The sequence below is a fragment of the Pseudomonas sp. A genome (assembly GCF_056270345.1).
In genome coordinates this window covers 4618691-4637510 of record NZ_CM149873.1, presented here as the reverse complement: position 1 = coordinate 4637510, position 18820 = coordinate 4618691, and the positions used below count along the sequence as shown (strand labels likewise).

Annotated in this window: 17 protein-coding genes; 9 read left to right on the top strand and 8 right to left on the bottom strand. The window is 66.0% G+C overall.

The features are described 5' to 3' along the window. Positions 1-2: 2 nt before the first annotated feature. The 4 genes from AC0MAZ_RS20770 to AC0MAZ_RS20755 are packed head-to-tail and all read left to right on the top strand — an operon-like array spanning position 3 to position 3899. Positions 3-770, top strand: coding sequence for an SDR family NAD(P)-dependent oxidoreductase (locus AC0MAZ_RS20770; protein ID WP_254464470.1), 768 nt, complete (start codon positions 3-5; stop codon positions 768-770). A 12-nt stretch (positions 771-782) separates the two neighbouring features. Beyond that, entirely contained in the window at positions 783-1976 is a 1194-nt protein-coding gene (locus AC0MAZ_RS20765) for an acetyl-CoA C-acyltransferase (RefSeq protein WP_232856331.1), read from the top strand. Between the two features lie 8 nt (positions 1977-1984). Next, positions 1985-3112 carry an acyl-CoA dehydrogenase gene (locus AC0MAZ_RS20760; protein WP_203651921.1) on the top strand — a complete coding sequence of 376 codons (1128 nt, stop codon included), beginning with the start codon at positions 1985-1987 and terminating at the stop codon, positions 3110-3112. A 13-nt stretch (positions 3113-3125) separates the two neighbouring features. Beyond that, a complete protein-coding gene (locus AC0MAZ_RS20755; protein ID WP_198743228.1) occupies positions 3126-3899 on the top strand; it encodes an enoyl-CoA hydratase in 774 nt (257 codons plus the stop codon). Between the two features lie 37 nt (positions 3900-3936). Here the strand turns inward: AC0MAZ_RS20755 and AC0MAZ_RS20750 are convergent, their stop codons facing one another. Next, complete coding sequence (locus AC0MAZ_RS20750; RefSeq protein ID WP_475858999.1) at positions 3937-8472, bottom strand: hypothetical protein; 4536 nt, start codon at positions 8470-8472, stop codon at positions 3937-3939. A 341-nt stretch (positions 8473-8813) separates the two neighbouring features. Here AC0MAZ_RS20750 and AC0MAZ_RS20745 point away from each other — a divergent pair, with 341 nt between their 5' ends. The 3 genes from AC0MAZ_RS20745 to AC0MAZ_RS20735 all read left to right on the top strand — a co-directional run bounded on the left by AC0MAZ_RS20745 (position 8814) and on the right by AC0MAZ_RS20735 (position 11289). Then, positions 8814-9218, top strand: coding sequence for a TraR/DksA family transcriptional regulator (locus AC0MAZ_RS20745; protein WP_050704989.1), 405 nt, complete (start codon positions 8814-8816; stop codon positions 9216-9218). A gap of 161 nt (positions 9219-9379) precedes the next feature. After that, positions 9380-10978, top strand: a complete 1599-nt coding sequence (locus AC0MAZ_RS20740; protein ID WP_203651924.1) for a methyl-accepting chemotaxis protein — start codon at positions 9380-9382, stop codon at positions 10976-10978. 116 nt (positions 10979-11094) lie between these two features. After that, positions 11095-11289, top strand: a complete 195-nt coding sequence (locus AC0MAZ_RS20735) for a hypothetical protein (protein WP_203651925.1) — start codon at positions 11095-11097, stop codon at positions 11287-11289. A gap of 4 nt (positions 11290-11293) precedes the next feature. Here the strand turns inward: AC0MAZ_RS20735 and AC0MAZ_RS20730 are convergent, their stop codons facing one another. Next, positions 11294-11434 carry a hypothetical protein gene (locus AC0MAZ_RS20730; RefSeq protein ID WP_203651926.1) on the bottom strand — a complete coding sequence of 47 codons (141 nt, stop codon included), beginning with the start codon at positions 11432-11434 and terminating at the stop codon, positions 11294-11296. Positions 11435-11796: 362 nt separating this feature from the next. On the opposite strand from AC0MAZ_RS20730, the gene AC0MAZ_RS20725 reads away from it, so the two are divergent. Next, positions 11797-12267, top strand: coding sequence for a hypothetical protein (locus tag AC0MAZ_RS20725; protein ID WP_028690546.1), 471 nt, complete (start codon positions 11797-11799; stop codon positions 12265-12267). Then, positions 12264-12473 carry a hypothetical protein gene (locus AC0MAZ_RS20720; protein WP_203651927.1) on the top strand — a complete coding sequence of 70 codons (210 nt, stop codon included), beginning with the start codon at positions 12264-12266 and terminating at the stop codon, positions 12471-12473. The genes AC0MAZ_RS20725 and AC0MAZ_RS20720 overlap by 4 nt, the downstream gene beginning before the upstream one ends. 165 nt (positions 12474-12638) lie before the next feature. Here the strand turns inward: AC0MAZ_RS20720 and AC0MAZ_RS20715 are convergent, their stop codons facing one another. From AC0MAZ_RS20715 to AC0MAZ_RS20690, 6 genes are read right to left on the bottom strand one after another with little or no spacing between them, the layout of a single operon-like run. Continuing rightward, entirely contained in the window at positions 12639-13004 is a 366-nt protein-coding gene (locus AC0MAZ_RS20715; protein ID WP_475858996.1) for a Na+/H+ antiporter subunit G, read from the bottom strand. Continuing rightward, positions 13001-13279 (bottom strand): K+/H+ antiporter subunit F, encoded by a 279-nt coding sequence (locus AC0MAZ_RS20710; RefSeq protein ID WP_011534656.1) that lies wholly within the window; start codon positions 13277-13279, stop codon positions 13001-13003. Before AC0MAZ_RS20710 ends, AC0MAZ_RS20715 begins: the two co-directional genes overlap by 4 nt. Beyond that, complete coding sequence (locus AC0MAZ_RS20705; protein WP_475858995.1) at positions 13276-13764, bottom strand: Na+/H+ antiporter subunit E; 489 nt, start codon at positions 13762-13764, stop codon at positions 13276-13278. Before AC0MAZ_RS20705 ends, AC0MAZ_RS20710 begins: the two co-directional genes overlap by 4 nt. Next, complete coding sequence (locus AC0MAZ_RS20700) at positions 13761-15440, bottom strand: monovalent cation/H+ antiporter subunit D (protein WP_475858993.1); 1680 nt, start codon at positions 15438-15440, stop codon at positions 13761-13763. Before AC0MAZ_RS20700 ends, AC0MAZ_RS20705 begins: the two co-directional genes overlap by 4 nt. Beyond that, the gene (locus AC0MAZ_RS20695; protein ID WP_028690551.1) at positions 15437-15781 is read right to left on the bottom strand and encodes a Na+/H+ antiporter subunit C; all 345 of its coding nucleotides are present in this window, start codon (positions 15779-15781) and stop codon (positions 15437-15439) included. The genes AC0MAZ_RS20700 and AC0MAZ_RS20695 overlap by 4 nt, the downstream gene beginning before the upstream one ends. Beyond that, positions 15781-18687, bottom strand: a complete 2907-nt coding sequence (locus AC0MAZ_RS20690) for a monovalent cation/H+ antiporter subunit A (protein ID WP_203651931.1) — start codon at positions 18685-18687, stop codon at positions 15781-15783. Before AC0MAZ_RS20690 ends, AC0MAZ_RS20695 begins: the two co-directional genes overlap by 1 nt. Positions 18688-18820: the final 133 nt, after the last annotated feature.

Genomic DNA, 18820 nt, shown 5'->3' with positions numbered 1-18820 from the left:
ACATGCACATCACTCAAAAGAATTTCATCGTCAGCGGCGCGGCCTCGGGCCTGGGCGCCGCCACCGCGCAAATGCTCATCGAGGCCGGCGCCAAGGTCATGCTGGTCGACCTGAACGCCGCGGCAGTCGAAGCCAAGGCCGCCGAACTGGGCGCCAATGCCCGCTTCGCGGTGGCCGACATCAGCGACGAACAGGCCGCCAAGGCGGCGGTCGATGCCGCCGTCGGCGCCTTCGGAAGCCTGCACGGGCTGGTCAACTGCGCCGGCATCGTCGGTGCCGAGAAGGTCCTGGGCAAGAACGGCCCGCACGCCCTGGGCAGCTTCGCCAAGGTCATCAACGTCAACCTGATCGGCAGTTTCAACCTGTTGCGCCTGGCCGCCGCGGCCATGGCCGAAGGACCGGCGGACGAGGGTGGCGAGCGGGGCGTGATCATCAATACCGCCTCCATCGCCGCCTATGACGGCCAGATCGGCCAGGCCGCCTATGCCGCCTCCAAGGGCGCCATCGCCAGCCTCACCCTGCCGGCGGCCCGTGAGCTGGCGCGCTTCGGCATCCGCGTGATGACCATCGCTCCCGGCATTTTCGAAACCCCGATGATGGCCGGCATGACCGACGAAGTCCGTGCCTCGCTGTCCGCCGGCGTGCCGTTCCCGCCACGCCTGGGCCGCCCGCAGGAATACGCAGCACTGGCCCGTCATATCATCGAGAACAGCATGCTCAACGGCGAGGTGATCCGCCTCGACGGCGCGCTGCGCATGGCTGCCAAGTAAGGAGAACCGAACATGACCCTCGCCAATGATCCGATTGTCATCGTCAGCGCCGTGCGCACGCCCATGGGCGGCCTGCAGGGTGACCTCAAGAGCCTGACCGCGGCGCAGCTGGGCAGCGCGGCGATTCGTGCCGCCGTCGAGCGCGCCGGTATCGATGCCGCCAGTGTCGAGCAGGTGCTGTTTGGTTGCGTGCTGCCGGCCGGGCAGGGCCAGGCACCGGCACGCCAGGCGGCGCTGGGTGCCGGCCTGGACAAGCACACCACCTGTACCACCCTGAACAAGATGTGCGGCTCGGGCATGCAGGCCGCCATCATGGCACATGACCAGCTCCTGGCCGGCAGCGCCGACGTGATCGTCGCCGGTGGCATGGAAAGCATGACCAACGCCCCCTACCTGCTGGACAAGGCCCGTGGCGGCTACCGCATGGGGCACGGCAAGATCATCGACCACATGTTCATGGACGGCCTGGAAGACGCTTACGACAAGGGCCGTCTGATGGGCACCTTCGCCGAGGACTGCGCGCAGAAGGGCGACTTCAGCCGCGAGGCCCAGGACGCCTTTGCCATCGCTTCGCTGACCCGCGCCCAGGACGCGATCAAGAGCGGCCGCTTCGCCGCCGAGATCGTTCCGGTGGAAGTCACCGAGGGCAAGGAAAAGCGCATCATCAAGGACGACGAGCAGCCGCCCAAGGCGCGTCTGGACAAGATCCCGCAGCTCAAGCCGGCTTTCCGCGAGGGCGGCACCGTCACCGCGGCCAACTCCAGCTCGATTTCCGACGGCGCCGCCGCGCTGGTGCTGATGCGTCGCTCCGAGGCCGAGAAACGCGGCCTCAAGCCGCTGGCGGTGATCCATGGCCACGCGGCCTTCGCCGACACCCCGGCACTGTTCCCCACCGCGCCCATCGGTGCCATCGACAAGCTGCTCAAGCGTACCGGCTGGAACCTGGCCGAGGTGGACCTGTTCGAGATCAACGAGGCCTTCGCCGTGGTCACCCTGGCGGCCATGAAACACCTCGACCTGCCCCACGACAAAGTCAATATCCACGGCGGCGCCTGCGCCCTGGGCCACCCGATCGGCGCCTCGGGCGCGCGCATTCTGGTGACCCTGCTGTCGGCCCTGCGCCAGAACAACCTGCGCCGTGGCGTGGCGGCCATCTGCATCGGCGGTGGCGAAGCGACGGCCATGGCGGTCGAGTGCCTGTACTGAGGTGAATCATGCTGGTAACTGAAGAGCAACAACAGATCGCCGACGCCGTGCGCGACTTCGCCCAGGAGCGCCTGAAGCCGTTTGCCGAGCAATGGGACAAGGAACACCGTTTCCCCAGGGAGGCCATCGAGGAGATGGCCGGCCTGGGCCTGTTCGGCATGCTGGTACCGGAGCAATACGGCGGCAGCGACACTGGCTACGTGGCCTATGCCATGGCCCTGGAAGAGATCGCCGCCGGTGACGGCGCCTGCTCGACCATCATGAGCGTGCACAATTCGGTGGGCTGCGTGCCGATCCTCAAGTTCGGCAGCGAGGCGCAGAAACAGCAGTTCCTCGCGCCATTGGCCAGCGGCTCGATGCTCGGCGCCTTCGCCCTGACCGAGCCCCAGGCCGGCTCCGACGCCAGCAGCCTGAAGACCCGCGCCCGCCTGGACGGCGACCATTACGTGCTCAACGGCAGCAAGCAGTTCATCACCTCCGGGCAGAACGCCGGGGTGGTGATTGTCTTCGCCGTGACCGACCCGGACGCCGGCAAGCGCGGCATCACCGCCTTCATCGTGCCCACCGACTCACCGGGTTACCAGGTGGCACGGGTCGAGGACAAGCTCGGTCAGCACGCCTCCGACACCTGCCAGATCGTCTTCGACAATGTGCGGGTGCCGGTAGCCAATCGCCTGGGTGAGGAAGGGCAGGGCTACAAGATCGCCTTGGCCAACCTTGAAGGCGGCCGCATCGGCATCGCCTCGCAGTCGGTGGGCATGGCCCGCGCCGCCTTTGAGGCAGCACGCGACTACGCCAACGAGCGGCAGACCTTCGGCAAGCCACTGATCGAGCACCAGGCCGTGGCCTTCCGCCTGGCCGACATGGCAACGAAGATTGCCGTGGCCCGGCAGATGGTGCTGCACGCCGCCGCCCTGCGCGATGCCGGGCGTCCGGCACTGGTGGAAGCGTCGATGGCCAAGCTTTTCGCCTCGGAAATGGCCGAAAAGGTCTGTTCGGACGCCTTGCAGACCCTCGGCGGTTATGGCTATCTGAGCGACTTCCCGCTGGAGCGGATCTACCGCGACGTGCGGGTCTGCCAGATCTACGAAGGCACCAGCGACATTCAGCGCATGGTCATTGCGCGCAATCTTTGAAGGAGCAGACTGCATGGCATTCGAAACCATCCTGTTGGACATCCACGGCAAGGTCGGCCTGATCACCCTCAACCGCCCGCAGGCGCTCAACGCGCTGAACGCGCAGATCGTCGGCGAGATCAACCAGGCCCTGGACCAGCTGGAGCGTGACCCGAACATCGGCTGCGTGGTACTGACTGGTTCCGCCAAGGCCTTTGCCGCCGGCGCCGACATCAAGGAAATGGCCGAGCTGCAATACCCGCAGATCTACGTCGAGGACCTGTTCAGCGATTCCGATCGCATCGCCAACCGGCGCAAACCGATCATCGCCGCGGTGTCGGGCTTCGCCCTGGGCGGTGGCTGCGAGCTGGCGATGATGTGCGATTTCATCCTGGCCGCCGACAACGCCAAGTTCGGCCAGCCGGAAATCAATCTCGGCGTGCTGCCGGGCATGGGTGGCACCCAGCGCCTGACCCGCGCCGTGGGCAAGGCCAAGGCCATGGAACTGTGCCTGACCGGCCGCCTGATGGGCGCCGAGGAGGCCGAGCGCGCCGGCCTGGTGGCGCGTATCGTGCCGCAGGCGGAGCTGGTGGAAGAGGCGCTTAAAGTGGCCGCGACCATCGCCAGCAAGTCGATCCCGGTGAGCATGATGGTCAAGGAAAGCGTCAACCGCGCCTTCGAAGTCACCCTGAGCGAGGGCGTGCGCTTCGAGCGCCGGGTATTCCACGCTGCATTCGCTACCGAAGACCAGAAGGAAGGCATGGCCGCGTTCATCGCCAAGCGCGAGGCGCAGTTCAAGGACCGTTGATGTCACGCGGGCGCCGTTTGTACGGCGCCCCATGTCACTACAGGTTGAAGAAGTAGCGCTCGGCTGCGGCGCTGGTGATGGGCGCCCGGTAGACCTCAACCTCCTTGCCGCTGGCGTCGGTATGGCGCCCGCCGGCGGCATGGCGCTGGGCAGCAGTCTTCAGGTGGCCGGCGGTGAAGTCGGCCTTGGCCGTGTCCGCTGCCGGGTAGTGGAAGTGGGCGTACCACAGCGCCTGGCCACCCCGGCTGATGCTGTATTCGTCCAGGTAGTCGACGGGGCGGCCCTTGACCTTGGCCAGGCGGGTGCGGCCACCGACCAGGGCGATCCGCACTTCGCCTTGCTCCAACAGGAACTGCACCTCGCCCATCCTCGGTTGACGCGCCACGGCGGCGTCCATACGCATCCGGGTCGCCTGGCGAGCCATCTCTGCGGCCAGATCGCGCAGGTGCCTGGCCACCCTTTCGGCATCCTTGCCCTGGCTCGCCTCGTCGGTTTCATTGTCCGCTGTCAGACGCGCCTCGATGTCCTCGACCCGTTCCAGCAGGCGGTCACGCTGGTGCAGCACGGACTCCTCGATCTCCACTGGCAGGTAGCTGTCCGAGGCCCGTTGCAGGCGGGCCACTTCCTGCGCGGTTTCGGCGATAAGCCCGTCGCTGCCCTTGAGCAGGCGCTTGAGGCTCAGGCCTGACGCACGGTTGACCACAATCGCCGGTGCGACCTCGACCCATTCACCGTGCTTGAGATGGTAGGTCTGGCCCGGGGTCTTGCTGTCGGGGCCCGGAATGTCCACGGTGCTGGCGTCGTTCGTGCGGGGCTCGGCCAGCAGCAGGCCATGTTCGGTGGTTTCGATCAGGCCGGGAACCTTGCTGCGCAACTGCTTGAGGGAGCTGACCGGTGGGTAGTCGGGCAAATTGCCCAGGTCCTGGGCAATCAGGCCCTGGATGTGCTCCAGCTCGTCGCGCAGGCGTTGCAGGGTCTGTTGCGCGGCCTCGCCGGGCACGCGCTCCGCGAGGTTGCCCAACTGGCGCGCGGCGGCCTGGAAATGCCCCTGGATGCTGCGCAGCAAGCGCACCGACACTTCCTGATCGGCATCGGCCAGCTTGTACAGTTCGCTGCGCTGGATGATGCCGAGCTGGAAGCTGCGCCAGAAGCGGTCGCGCCAGTAGGCGGTATCGTTGCTCAGACCATGGACCAGGGTCAGGCGGTTGAGCAGGCTTTCGAGGTGCAGGAAGCGCAGGAACAGGTCCTTGTTCGCGGTGGCGGAGGGGACGGCCATCAGATCGCGCCAGTGGACGATATCGGGGTGTCGCTGGCCGGCCAGCCGAGTCAGTTCTTCCTGGCGTTGGCGTAGCAGGGTGTTGTTGTGGATCATCTGTTCAAGCAGCGGTTGCATGGTGTCCAGGCGCTGGGTGGCGATGCGGATGTCGGCGCGGCTGAGCTCCTCGCCGTCCTGGTCCTGTTGCCGGGCGATCTGCGCCAGTTGCTCGCGGATGGGCTGGTAGCGTTTTTGCAGCAGGGTACGCAAGAGCTGCTGGCAGGAGCAGTCCTGGTACAGCGCGAACGCGTGTACCTTGCGAAAGTCTTTCACCGGTTGCATGGCGTTGCGGGTCCTGAGGTGTTCTATATGGGTGGTCCAGAATGCCGACAAGGCCTGCACCTTGCCCTGGCAACGCTCCAGGGTCGCATCATCGAGGGCAGTGGCGGCCAGCTTGTCGATGGTGCTCAACTCCCGGATCCTGTCCGTCATCAGTGCCTTGTCCGCCATGATCGCCTCATTGGCCGCCTGCATGGCCGTCTCCTTGTCCAGGCGCATCCGGCGGATCTGTTCGGACAACGGCATGCCGCCCTTGAGGCCCAGGCGCAGGTCCAGTTGCCAGCGGCCGATCTCGTCGCGGTGCAGCCATGGACCCTGGGTGAGGTCCGGGCCGATGATGCGCAGCCGCTGCGGCATCACCAGTTCCACCTCGTAGACATTGCCGCCCTGCAGGGTGAAGAAGCGGGTGTCCTGCAGATAGAGCCCACGCAGCCTGCCGTTGGGTATCGGCGCTCCCAGCGCGGTGGCCTTGACCGTTGCCTGCAACGCCTCGAGCGCGTCGCGTTGGGTGTCGTTGAGTCGCCGATCAGGGCGGGCCCAGGTGAAATCCAGCTGGGTGAAGGGCACTGCTGTCGCGACAGGCAGGGGAGCGCCGGGTTCGGAGGCGGGGAGTGGTGTCAGCTCGACGGGCGGCCGGGGTGTCATGCCCTGTTCCAGTTGCAGCCGTATGAGCGAGTGGGAGAACAGCAGCAGGGCAATGTTCAGCAACAGGTTGACCAGGGCCAGTTCGTGCCCGGTGGGGTTGCGCTCGGCATCGGATTCGACGAACTCGGCCAGGGCCACTTCCATCTGGACCAGCCAGGCTACTTTGCCCAGGGTGCCGCCGGCCAACGGCAGCAAGGTGTTGAACAGCAGCCAGCCCAGTTCTTTCCAGCTGTTCCAGCGGGTCTGCGCGCTGGTGCTGGCCTGGGCCTCGAAGCGCTGGATCGACTCGGTCACGCAGCCGTCGTACAAGGCCTGGTCGACATGGGCGACAGCGTCCTCGATGGACAGGCTGACAGGCGCAGGCGTGCTGAATGGCACGGCGCTGGTGTCGTCCAGCGGCACGAACAGATGCGGTTCGAGGAAGCCGCCGTGGGCATAGAAGCGACGGTCCTCGGCCGGCAGGCGTTGCAGCAGGTCGTCCTGCAGCGGCCCGGTTGCGCTGATCGCGACGAACAGCGCCATGCGATCGGCGAAGTGCACCAGTGGCTCCTGATGCAGCGGGCGGTACAACAGGCAGCCTGCGCTGCCCGGATCGTCAGGCTCGATCAACCAGGTGTTGAGGGGATGGTCCGGCGCCGAACCGGGTGCCTTGATGAACCCCAGTGGCCGCAGGATCCAGCGTGGTAGCAGCCCATCGGGGCCGGAGGCGAACACCTGGGCGACATGTCCTGGAATCGTCGGGTCCGGCAGGCTACCCCGCAGGTAAAGCTCCATGGCCAGGGCCGGGAGCTGGGCCCGCAGTTGCTGGTACAGCAGGTGCTGGCGCTGCTGCCGGCGGGGCGGATCATCCAGCAGTTTACCGCGCAGCATGGCCGGGTAGGCGCTGGCGATGTCCAGTTCGCTGACCAGGCGACGCAGGTAGGGTTCGTCCAGCCATTGCGGCAGGGCATCCCCGCTCGTGCTGCTCAGCACCACGCGTCCGGGCCTGAGCAGCCCGAGGTTGCCGATGGCCAGTTGGGCGAGGGTCAGCACCACCGGCGTGACCTCGCCCGAGGTGATGATCATGTCCTGGCCCGCAGCGGCGGCGGCGATGGTCTGGTAGTTGGTGAGGCGAATGGTTTCGGGCGCGGGCGCGTCGGCGGGATGATCGCTGGCCATGCGGGCGGCGAGGCGGCGATTGGCGAATGCTTCGGCATCGTCGATGCCGTCGAGCCAGAACTGCCCCTGGGTGTCTCGATATTGCTGGGCGACATCGATCAGCAGTTCGCTGTAGTGCATCAGTGAACGGCTGTCGGCATTGCGCAACCAGTCGGGTAGCTGTTCACTGAGTGTCTTGCGCTGGGCAGTCTCGACCTCGTCGCACAGGTCGATCAGCGAGGTCAGGCGATCCAGGTCACGGTTCATGGCCATGGCATCGAACTCGCCGTGGTAGCGTCCGGCGAGGTGTTCCACCAATCGCAACTGCTGCTCGAGCAGGCCCAGGGCCTGGACCTGGAACACCGGGTCGGTGGAGGCCGCTATTTCGATCTGGCGTTGACCGGATCGCACGACCTTGGCCAGGGCGTGGTCGATGTCTTCAAGCATGACCTGGCGGGAGTTGAAGCGCAGCAGCTTGCCGGTCAGGGTAAAGAGCAGGGTCAGCGCGCGTTGTGGATCGCCGTCGTCATGCTCGATCAGCACGGCGCTGGACAGGTCGGCATCGAGCTTGTTGTCGGCGCTCAGGTCCACGCCCAGGTTGAGTACTTGCAGGCCCTTGGTATTGGACCAGTCGCTGCGCTGGGCCGGTGTCGGATAGTCATGCACCAGGCGCACGATGGCCTGTGCGAAGCCGGGCAGGGTCTGGGTTCTGGCCTGCAGGAACTGGTCCTTGAGGTAGCTGGAATACCAGCTCCAGGGGGTCTGTCCGCTGCTGTCGTGGCGGCCCCAGTAAGCCACCAGTGCCTGCCGGTAGCCATCCACGAGCAGCGGGCCTGCTTCGTCGATCAGCAACTCGACGGCATGCAGGTCGAGGTCCACCTGCCAGGCCGGATCGCTGTCCTGACGGGTGCTGAGAAAGTCCTCGCCGACGGTCAGGTTGAGGGTGGCGCGCTGGCAGTAGCGCTCCACCAGGACCTGGGAGAGCGGTCGGATCCAGGGTGTGGTGGATTGCGCTCGGGCACTGACAAGGTACAGGCCTAGCGGGTCATGGGCATTGCCCAGTTGTCGCTGCCGCCATTGATCACGCAGGATATCGTCGGCGGCGTCGAGCAGGGTGGGGCGGTCGTTGAAGCGTTTGGCGACCTTGCAGTCCAGGTTGCTGAAGCTGGCCAGGCGTTGGTGCAGGTTGTCGTTCATGATGGGGCTTCGGGTCGTTGTGAGGGCCGCTATCAAGCGCGTTTTCCTGCTGTTTCGTGCGCTAGCTGGCTACTACCCGAGAGAACCATTATTATTTCGGCATATTACCCAATGGCGTCTTGCAGGCGCGCAATCCGTACTATTCCACGGTGCCAGTCAGCGGATTCCCAACCTGTTTCGGCCAAATCCGCCGTCATTTCTGTTGCCCACTCGGGCGCGGCACCTTAGACTGCCGCCCCCTGTAAAAGAGTGCCGGTTGGCGCTTGAAGAATTCCGCGGCCGACGAAGCTTCGTCGGCGGCACCCGAATCGCCCAATGCACATTTTTTCATAGAGAAATCGATGACCAAGGAACAGTTGCTGGCCATGTCGGCCGATGACTACATGAACGCCGAACAGCTCGCGTTCTTCACCAAGCTGCTGCAAGCGATGAAAGTCGAAACGCACGAGCGCATCGAACTCAGCCGCACCTCCATCGAAAGCCTGGACAGCCCCTCGGATCCGGCTGACGTGGCGTCGGTCGAGGAAGAACGCACCTGGCTGGTCAACGCCATTGACCGCGACCAGCGCCTGCTGCCGCAGCTGGAGATGGCCCTGGACCGCATCGCCGACGAAAGCTTCGGCTGGTGCGACGACAGCGGTGAGCCGATCGGCCTGAAGCGCCTGCTGATCAGCCCGACCACCAAGTACTGCATCGAAGCCCAGGAGCGTCACGAGCAGCTCGACCGCCACCAGCGGCAGATCTGATCCAACGCCTTGCGCAAGGCCCCACGGAGCGATCCCTGGGGCCTTCGTGTTTTCTTGCCCTGTATCAACGGGTGGCCGGCTGCATCCAAGTGAGCGTGGATAATGGCGTTATAGTGGCGTTTAATGACGTCACAATAACGACATGCGGATGGACCACGACAATGATGCGAGAAGGATCTCTGCCGGCCGGCGCAGCGCCGCAGGCCACCCCGACCCGTGCGGGGGCCGCCGTCGCCCTGTTGCAGGGCGTCGCGCTGTGCGCGGTGTTGGCGGCCATGGCGTTCACCGGGCTGCCCTTGTACCTGGCCTTGCCGATGGCGCTGGCGGTGCTGTGGCTGCCGCGTGGGCGCAAGGTGGCCGCCGTGCAGCCGGTATCGACGCCGGCCCAGGACGGCACGCTGCTCCAGGAACTGGCCCGCGGCACCAGCCACAATGCTTTGTCGGCCGCCGCAGTGGCGCATTCGGTGCAGCAACTGGCGGCCCGGGTGCAGTCGCAACTGGGGGCTGCCCAGGAGATCGTCGGCAGTGCCGAGATCATGATCACCACCGAGGAGCAGACTGCCCAGCTCAGCCAGCAGGCGCTGCAAGCCGCTCGTTCCGCCCACGGCAGCAGCGTGGTCGGCAGCGAGGTGCTGGCCGAGTCCATCCAGTGCATGCGCGAGCTCAGTGTGCGCGCTTCGGCCAGTCGCGAGCTGATCGAGGCCCTGCATCAGCGCAGCGAGGATATCGCCCGGGTCACCCTGGTGATCCAGGGCATTGCCAGCCAGACCAACCTGCTGGCGCTCAACGCCGCCATCGAGGCGGCGCGGGCCGGCGAGCATGGCCGTGGCTTCGCGGTGGTGGCCGACGAGGTGCGCGGCCTTGCCGGGCGTACCGCCAGTGCCACCGAGGAGGTCGGCCAGATGGTTGCGGACATCCAGGCGCGCACCGCCCAGGTGGTGGCGCAGATCCGCACGCTGGCCGAGGACCTGGGCAAGGGGGTCGGCCAGGTCGAGCAGGCTGGCGGGCAACTGGCGCAGATTGCCAGCCTGGCGGCCAGTGTCGAGGGGCAGGTGAGCGAGATCGCCGGGGGCACGCAGGTCAACCAGGCCCAGCTCGACACCCTGTTCCAGGCCGTGGCCCAGGTGCGCGGCGACCTGGAGGTCAGCGACCAGCAGACCCGGCGCCTGGCCAAGGCGGCGGTGCAGATGGAGGGCCAGGTGGAAAGCCTGAGCGAACGGCTGGCCGAGGTCGGCCTGGACGCCTACCACCAGCGGGTATTCGAACTGGCGCAGGCGGGCGCGCGGCAGATCGGCGAATGTTTCGAGACGGATATCGAACAGGGGCGCATCGGCCTGGACGATCTGTTCGATCGCCAGTACCGGCCGATTGCCGGCATGCAGCCACCACGTTTCAGTACGCGCTTCGACCACTACACCGACACGGTGTTGCCGCAGCTCCAGGAACCGTTGCTGCAGCACGACGGTATGGTCTACGCCATTGCCTGTACCCAGCAGGGCTACGTGCCGACCCACAATAATGCGTTCAACCAGCCGCTGACCGGCGATGCCGCCCATGACACGGCGCACAACCGCAGCAAGCGCATGTTCGATGATCGTACCGGCGCTCGCTGCGGCAGTCACCAGCAGCGGGTGCTGCTGCAAACCTACACGCGAGACACCGGTGAGCTGATGCACGACCTGTCGGTGCCGATCTTCGTCGCGGGACGACACTGGGGTGGCCTGCGCCTGGGGTACCGGCCTGAACCCGGGCTCGATTGAGGCGATTTGTTGCCTGGAGTGCAACACTGCTGTACCGCCTTGCGCCTTATTCGTGGGGTACCCAGGTCGTATCATGCGCACATCGTTAGGTTGCTAATTAAATTCCGGAGGGGATGATGACTAGCCGAGTCGATGTGGCCGTGATGATCGGCAGTGGTGTGCCACGGTCCTTGCAGGCCCTGGGCAAAAGGGCGTGCTGGGTGGTACTGGTTGACGGCGAACGTCGTGGCACGGCCTTCGCCAGCCGTGATGAGGCCCTGGAGTGCCAGGCTGCATGGCAACAGCAACTGGGCAGGAGCCAGGCGGCGTGAAGCTTCAGCGCTCCAGGTAGCGTGCAAGCTCCCAGGCGTCCTGGTAGCGCTGGCGGAATCCGCGGACCTTGCCAGAGGTGATTTCAGTGATGTGAAAGAAGCCGATACCGGCGGCCACAACGCTGTATCGGGATGTGCCTGGCATAGCCGTACGCCAAGAAATGTTACTTGCCTCTCGACGGAATTCGGTGTTTTCGTGCATATTCCTGTACCTGTAATGCGCGACGAAGGGTTGGGGCACACTCATGCTGAAGTGTCGCCCTCAGTAGTCGCATCTTCCTGACCCCTTTGCCGTCAGGTTATACGTTTCCTATTTGCGGATAGTTTGCCGAAGCACGCCGGATGTTCCAGCGGGGAAGTGTTCCCTGCTTGGCGTATCGTTCGTGTGCGTGGATCTTCGCTTATTGAATCCATGGTCCTTTGGACTTCGACTTTGTGTGGCTGCCACCCCAACGCCCAGCGGCGTGTGCGGTGCGGCTTGCTGTAATTGATGTGAGGAGCTTTTCATTGGCAGTCAGTACTCTGGATACCCATGCGTTGTTTGCCCTGGGCGATTTGCGCGCCAAGCTGGTCAAGTTGTTCCAGGGGCGCTTCGTGTATGTCACCGAGCAGAACCCCGACGGCCTGTACATGGCCGAGATCGATACCGATGACGCCATGGTGGTCGATGACAAACAGCGCCTTGAGCTGAAAGTGGGTGACCACTTCCGCGCCGCGGTGCTGCCCAGCCGCGAAGGCGGCAAGCTCGAACTGCGTTTTCGCGAGATCAAGTTCAATGTGTACGGGCAGGGCGACTACGCCTTCGTTTCGGTGCCGGAAGGCGAGGCCATCGTGTTCCGTGAAGGGCAGGGCGTGATGCTGGTGTTCGCGGCCCAGCAGCAGGTCCAGGAAGGCCTGGGCAAGCTGCTCAAGGCGGTGACCGGCAAGGTCGCCAAGTGGCGCAAGGGCGAGCTGACCACCTTCAAGGCCAGCGAGTGAGCGACGAGGACACGCCCGCCTCGCGGGCCGACTTCCACCGTGAGCATCAGGCCCGGGCCCTCGAGCAGGCCGAGCGCCTGCTGGCGCGCCGGGATGAACTGCAGGGGGCGTGGCTGGGCTGGGTGGCCGGCGAGCTCTACCAGATGAGCCCACCGCCCTTCGTCGCCATGGTGCGACGCGAGCTGCAGCGCTTGAGCCAGGCCTGACGGTTGGGGTTGCGCATTCCCCTGTAGGAGCGGCCTTGCGCCGCGAAAGGGCTGCAAAGCAGCCCCGGCAATTTATGCGTCAACGCTGAAACCCTGGGGCCGCTTTCCGGCCCATTCGCGGCGCAAGGCCGCTCCTACAACGGGCGTGCGTGGCTTGAGGCCACTTCAGTTACCGCGATCACGCCCGCTGCTGACTTCCTCCGGTACGTCCTCGCCCGAGGTGCGCTTGCGAAACAGCGCGGCCCTGGCCAGCAGCAGGGTGGTCACCGGCACGGTGATCGACAGCAGGATCGGAATCAGCCAGGCATGCAGCACCGGGCTCTGCTTGAGCACCGAGAAGTACAGGATCGAGGCCAGCGCCACGCACCAGGCGCCGATGGTCGAGGCCAGCGCGGGCGGGTGCATGCGCTGGAAGTACTCCTTCAGGCGCACCAGGCCGATGGCGCCAATCAGGGCGAACAGGCTGCCGATGAGCAGCAGGGCTGCCGTGATCAGCTCAAGCCAGAGCGGCAATACCACGGATTCGTTCATTCGATCACCTCGCCACGCAGGAGGAACTTGGCCAGGGCGAAAGAGCCGACGAAGCCGAACAGGGCTATCAGCAGGGCGCCTTCGAAGTAGGTGTCGCTGGCGTAGCGGATGCCCAGCACCAGCATCATCAGCATGCCCAGGATGTACAGGTAGTCCAGTGCCAGTACCCGATCCTGGGCGGATGGACCGCGAAACAGCCGGATCAGCGTCAGGCCCATGGCCAGGGCGAAGATGAACAGGCTGGCGAGGACGGCATTGGCAAGCAGGCCGCTCATTCGAAGATCTCCATCAGCGGGCGTTCATAGGTGTGTTTGAAGTGCTCGATGAATGCTGGTTCGTCGTCCAGGTCGAACACGTGCAGCAGCAGCATGCTGCGGTCCAGGGCCAGCTCCGACCAGATGGTGCCCGGCACCACGGTGGTGATCATCGACAGCGCCGCCAGGCCGTGGGCGTCGCGCAGGTCCAGCGGGATGTGCACGAATGCCGAGCGCGGTGGCGTGCTGCCGGCGCGCAGGACACCACGGGCGACTTGCAGGTTGGAATGGATCACGTCGAGGCCGACCCGGCCGATCAGCTTGGCGATCACCCAGGGCCGGCGCACGTGGGCATGCTGCGGGCGCAGCGGCGCCATCAGGATCGGCGCGAGGATGCCCAGCAGGGCGCCCAGCAGCAGGTTGCCCGGGCTGACCGACAGATTGAGCAGCAGCCACAGCACGAACAGCGCGACGGACAGCAGCGGCGCGGGGAACAGTCGGTTCATGGCTGCACCTCCAGGCCGGCGGTGGTCGGGCCGGGCACCGGCCGGGTCGCCATCACCGCCTTGATGTAGGCTTCCGGCGTGCGCAGGCTGGCGGCGGTGTCCTGGGTGTAGCGCAGCAGTGGTTCGGCCTTGAGGCTGAGGAAGATGCATAGGCCCAGGAGGATGACGATGGGCACGCATTCATAGCGACGCAACACCGGGGAGGGGCGCTCCTCGGGCTTCCAGAAGCGCTGGATGCCGACACGGCCGAAGGCGATCAGCGAGGCCATGCCGGACAGCACCAGCAGGGTGACCAGGGTCCAGCCCGCGGCGCCCAACGGTTGCTCCGGGGCAACGCCCAGACCTTGCGGGTTGAACAGCGCGCTGATCAGGTTGAGCTTGCCGATGAAGCCCGACAGCGGCGGCATGCCGATGATCAGCAGGGCGCAGGCGATGAAGCTCAGGCCCAGGAAGGCCATGGTCCAGGGAATGATCTGGCCGATCACTACCTGTTGCTCGTCGTCCAGGTTGATGCCCTTGGGCGGATGCAGCGACTCCAGCGGCGAAGGCATCGCATCTTCTTCATCGTCCAGCGGCGCCTCGTTGGCCGAGCGCGAACGCTCCACCAGCTCGGCCAGCAGGAACAGCGCGCACAGGGCCAGGGTGGAGCTTGCCAGGTAGAACAGCGCGGCGCCGGTCAGGATCGACTGGCCGAAGCCGACGGCGGCCAGCAGTGTACCGGCGGACATCAGGATGCTCAGGGCCGCCAGGCGCTCCAGGCGCTGGGCGGCGAGGATCGACATGGCCGCCACGGCCAGGGTCGCCAGGCCGCCGTACACCAGCCAGTCGCCGCCGAAGAACGCCGAGGCGCCGGCCTGGCCGGAGAACAGCAGCGTCCACATGCGCAGGATGGCGTACAGCCCGACCTTGGTCATGATTGCGAACAGCGCGGCCACCGGCGCGCTGGCCGATGAATAGGCCGGCACCAGCCAGAAGTTCAACGGCCACATCCCGGCCTTGGCCAGGAAGGCGATGGCCAGGATCGCCGCGCCGGCATGCAGCAGGCCGCGGTCGGCTTCCGGGACCAGCGGCACTTTCAGCGCCAGGTCGGCCATGTTCAGGGTGCCGGTCACGCCATAGAGCATGGCCGCGCCGACCAGGAACAGCGACGAGGCGAACAGGTTGATGGCGATGTAGTGCAGCCCGGCCTTGACCCGCGCCCGCCCCGAGCCATGCAGCAGCAGGCCGTAGGAGGCCGCCAGCAGCACCTCGAAGAACACGAACAGGTTGAACAGGTCGGCGGTGAGGAACGCACCGTACAGGCCCATCAGCTGGATCTGGAACAGCGCGTGGAAGCTGGCTCCGGCGCCATCCCAGCGCGCCCGGGCGAACAGCAGGGCGCTCAAGCCGACGATACCGGTCAGGGTCAGCAGCAGCGCCGACAGGTGATCGACCACCAGGGCGATGCCGAACGGCGCCGGCCAGTTGCCCGGCAGGTAGACGCCGATGGACTCGGCCTGGCCCTGGGTGCGCACCCACATCAGCAGGGTGACGGCGATGCCCAGGCCGAGGGCGGTGGACAGCAGGTTCAGGCGCGCCTTCAGCCAGCGGTGTTTCTCGCCGATCAGCAGCATCAACGATGCGGTGATCAAGGGCAGCAGGATCGGCGCGATGATCAATTGGTTCATCCCGCTCATTCCTCACGCTCCCGGCCATCGACGTGGTCGGTCCCGGTCAGCCCGCGGGAGGCGAGTAGCACCACCAGAAATAGTGCGGTCATGGCGAAGCTGATGACGATCGCGGTGAGCACCAGCGCCTGGGGCAACGGGTCGGTGTAGTGCAGCAGGTCGTGGGGCACGCCGTCCTTGATGATCGGCTCCTTGCCGATGAACAGGCTGCCCATGCTGAAGATGAACAGGTTGACCCCGTAGGACAGCAGGCACAGGCCCATGATCACCTGGTAGGTTCGCGGGCGCAGGACCAGCCAGACCCCGGAGGCGGCCAGGACACCGATGGCGACTGCAATGACTTCTTCCATCAGGCGGCTCCTGCTTGGCTGGACTTGGCGGGGCGGTAGGCACGCACCGACTGGTGGGCCAGGGCGGTGAGGATCAGCAGGGTCGAGCCGACCACCACGGTGTACACGCCGATGTCGAAGAACAGCGCGCTGGCCACGTGCACGTCACCCAGCAGTGGCAGGTGCAGGTGGGCGGTGTGGGTGGTCAGGAACGGGTAGCCCAGCAGCATCGCCCCGGCACCGGTGAGGGTGGCGCAGAGCAGCCCAGTGCCCATCCAGCGCAGCGGACGCAGGCTCATCTGCGCCTCGACCCACTGGGTGCCGGCGACCATGTACTGCAGGATGAACGCGACCGACATCACCAGGCCGGCGACGAAACCACCGCCCGGCTGGTTGTGGCCGCGCATGAACAGGTACATCGACACCAGCAGGGCGATTGGCAGCAGCAGGCGCACCAGGGCGGCCGGCACCATCATGAATCCGAGCGCGGTGTCGGTGGCCTGACGCGGGTTGACCAGGTCGGTGACCACGTCCGGCGCCAACTGGCGCTGCTGGGCCGGCAACTGCATGCTCTCCTTCGGCGGGCGGAAGCGGCGCAACAGGGCGAACACGGTCAGCGCCACGGCCACCAGCACGGTGACCTCGCCCAGGGTGTCGAAGCCGCGGAAGTCCACCAGCATTACGTTGACCACGTTGCTGCCGCCGCCCTGTGGCAGGGCGCGGCTGAGGTAGAACGAGGAGATGTCGTTGGGTGTCGGGCGGGTCAGCATGGCGTAGGACAGCAACGCCATGCCGCCGCCGACCAGCACTGCCAGCACCAGGTCGCGCAGGCGCCGCAGGCGTGCGCGGTCCTGGCTGCCGGGCAACGGCGACACGCCTTCGATACGCCGTGGCAGCCAGCGCAGGCCGAGCAGGATCAGCACGGTGGTGACCACCTCGACCGCCAGCTGGGTCAGCGCCAGGTCCGGCGCGGAGAACCAGACGAAGGTGATGCAGGTCATCAGGCCGCAGACACCGACCATGATCAAGGCCGCCAGTCGATGGTATTTGGCCTGGTAGGCGGCGCCGATGGCGCAGGCGATGGCGATCAGCCAGAGGGCGACGAACACCCCGGAGCCCGGGATCTTCGGCCGGTCGCCCCAGCTCAGACCGCTGTACAGCAGCGGCACCAGGCCGGCGACGAAGGCCGCCAGCACCAGCATGAACAGTTGCGTCTGCAGGCGCTTGGTGGTCAGCAGGCGCTCGGCATGCCGGGCCAGCAGCATCAGGCGCACCAGGCCGTGCTCGAACAGGCGCTTGCCGTTGAAGCGCTCGATCAGCGGCGGGTAGGGGAAACGGCCGCGCTGCAGCTGCTTGCGCAACAGCAGGTAGAGGACAATGCCGCCGGTCATGGCGATCAGGCTCATCATCAGTGGCGCGTTCCAGCCGTGCCAGATGGCCAGGCTGTATTCCGGCAGGACGCCGCCCACCACCGGTGTGGCGGCAGCGGCCAGCAGCGGACCGACCGATTGCGCCGGGAAGATGCCCACCACCAGGCAGGTGAGCACCAGCAGCTCGACCGGCGCGCGCATCCAGCGCGGCGGCTCGTGGGGCGTGTGCGGCAGGTCCTGGGCCGGTGGGCCGAAGAACACGTCGACGGTGAAGCGCAGCGCGTAGGCCACGCTGAAGGTCCCGGCGAGGGTGGCGATCACCGGCAGGGCCGCTTCGACCCAGGCCGTGGAGGTGATGAATACGGTCTCGGCGAAGAACATCTCCTTGGACAGGAAACCGTTCATCAACGGCACGCCGGCCATCGAGGCGCTGGCGACCATCGCCAGGGTCGCGGTGAACGGCACCAGGCGGAACAGGCCGCTCAGGCGGCGGATGTCACGGGTGCCGCTCTCGTGGTCGATGATCCCCGCCGCCATGAACAGCGAGGCCTTGAAGGTGGCGTGGTTGAGGATGTGGAACACCGCGGCGACCGCCGCCAGCGGGCTGTTCAGGCCCAGCAGCAGGGTGATCAGGCCCAGGTGGCTGATGGTCGAATAGGCCAGCAGGCCCTTGAGGTCGTTCTGGAACATCGCGGCGAAGGCGCCGAGCAGCAGGGTGGCGGCGCCGGCGCCGCCGACGATCCAGAACCATTCCTCGCTGCCCGACAGCGCCGGCCACAGGCGGGCCAGCAGGAACACCCCGGCCTTGACCATGGTCGCCGAGTGCAGGTAAGCCGAGACGGGGGTTGGGGCCGCCATGGCATGGGGCAGCCAGAACTGGAAGGGGAATTGTGCGCTCTTGCTCAGGGCGCCGATCAGGATGAGGGGCAGCAGCACCGGGTACAGCGCATGCTGGCGGATGGTGTCGCCGGCAGCCAGGACCTTGTCCAGGTCATAGCTGCCGACCACATGGCCGAGCAGCAGGGCCCCGACCAGCAGGCACAAGCCGCCGGCCCCCGTGACCATCAACGCCATGTAGGCGCCGCGGCGGGCGTCGGCGCGGTGGTGCCAGTAGCCGATCAGCAGGAAGGAGAACAGGCTGGTCAGCTCCCAGAAGAACACCAGCTGGATCAGGTTGCCGGAGATCACCAGGCCGAGCATGGCACCCATGAACGCCAGGAAGAAGGCGAAGAAGCGCGGCACCGGGTCCTGGGGCGACATGTAGTAGCGGGCGTACAGCGACACCAGGGTACCGATGCCCAGCACCAGCAGGCTGAACAGCCAGGCGAAGCCGTCCATGCGCAGGACCAGGTTCAGGCCCAGGCTCGGTAACCAGAGGAACTCTTCGCGGATCACCCCGCCATCGGCAATCTGGGGGTACAGCAACGCCACCTGGACGGTGCCGACCAGGGCCACGAGCCCGGCAAGAATGGACTCGGCGTTGCGTGCGTTGTGCGGCAGTACAGCCGCCAGGCAACTGCCCAGGAAGGGCAGAAGCAATAGCACAATCAATGACATAGCGTTCTGTTCTGAGAAGTTTGCCAAGGATCATACGTGCCGGACGGTTGATCACCAACACGCAAGGGTTTGCAGGATCCTACAAATGTGCTGTGACAAGCTGTTTTTTTATAACAGTTTCTTTCAGAGCATA